Annotated in this window: 1 protein-coding gene; it reads left to right on the top strand. The window is 60.9% G+C overall.

All coding sequences use genetic code 11. The features are described from left to right. Positions 1–50: 50 nt before the first annotated feature. Positions 51–1,271: toprim domain-containing protein (locus Xvie_RS20265; protein WP_139838930.1), on the top strand; the 1,221-nt coding region annotated here is incomplete at its 3' end.

A 1,271-nucleotide genomic window follows, 5' to 3' on the forward strand; every position in this document is an offset into this window, starting at 1 on the left:
AACAGGAAACCCGGCAGGTGCTGGACAGGTCGTATAACTTCGTATAATGTATGCTATACGAAGTTATTACGAAAGCCGGCGCAGAGATCCGCGCCCAACTTCAGGCGGTCGGGTTGCTGCGGGAGAGCGGCCATGAGCACTTCAGCGGCTCGCTTGTGGTGCCGGTGATCGGTTCTGACGGTCAGGTACTGGAGCTGTACGGCCGCAAAATCACGGATCGCCTGCGGGCGGGCACCCCGTTGCATCTGTACCTGCCGGGGGCGCATGGCGGGGTCTGGAATGAAGCCGGGCTGGCCGGTTCGGCTTCGGTGATTTTGTGCGAATCGCTGATCGATGCGATGTCATTCTGGTGTGCGGGGTATCGCCATGTGACCTGTTCCTATGGGGTACACGGGTTTACCGAGGCGCACCGCGCCGCCTTCCGGCAGCATGACATCCGGCAGGTGCATATTGCCTATGACAATGATAAAGCGGGCAATGACGCGGCGGCGGCGCTGGCCGCCGAGCTGCAACTGGCCGGGCTGGCTGTCTGGCGGGTCGTGTTCCCCGAAGGCTGCGATGCCAATCGCTTTAGCTGCGAAGTCGCCAATCCAGAAAATGCCTTCGGCCAGTTACTGGACGCAGCACAGTGGCTCGGTGAACCCACAAAAACGCCGCTGGCAGACCAAAATGCCGCCGCCACCGTGTCAGTCCCTGCGGCGGCTTTGGTGCCTGAACCGGGTGTGGTCACGACGCTTGCCGACAACGGGGATATCGTTGTCCGGCAGGACGGGCAGGAATGGCGGATACGCGGGGCGCAACAGAAAGCCGGTGCCACGGTGATGAAAGTGAATGTGCAGTTAATCGACAAAGCCAGCGGAGCACTGTTCGTGGACAGCCTCGATATCCTGAGCGCCCGTGCCCGGTCGGCCTTCGTGCGTCAGGCTTCTCAGGAGCTGGCCTTGCCGGATACGCTGATTAAGCGTGAGCTGGGGCGGGTGTTACTGGTGCTGGAACAACGTACATGGGCAGAGGCGGACACGGCGCAGGCCGCTAACTCCCTGAGTGCGGATGAACAACACGCCGCCGAAGCCTTGCTGAAAGACCCCGAACTTATCAGCCGTATCACCGCTGACCTGAGCGCCTGCGGGGTTGTCGGTGAATCAACCAACCTGTTGGCAGGCTATCTGGCCGCAGTGAGCCGAAAGTTACCCAAACCCTTAGCCGTCCTGATCCAGAGCAGCAGCGCCGCAGGTAAGAGCAGTCTGATGGATGCCGTCTTGAATCTGATC

The organism is Xenorhabdus vietnamensis, assembly GCF_002127535.1.
GTDB classification, from domain to species: domain Bacteria; phylum Pseudomonadota; class Gammaproteobacteria; order Enterobacterales; family Enterobacteriaceae; genus Xenorhabdus; species Xenorhabdus vietnamensis.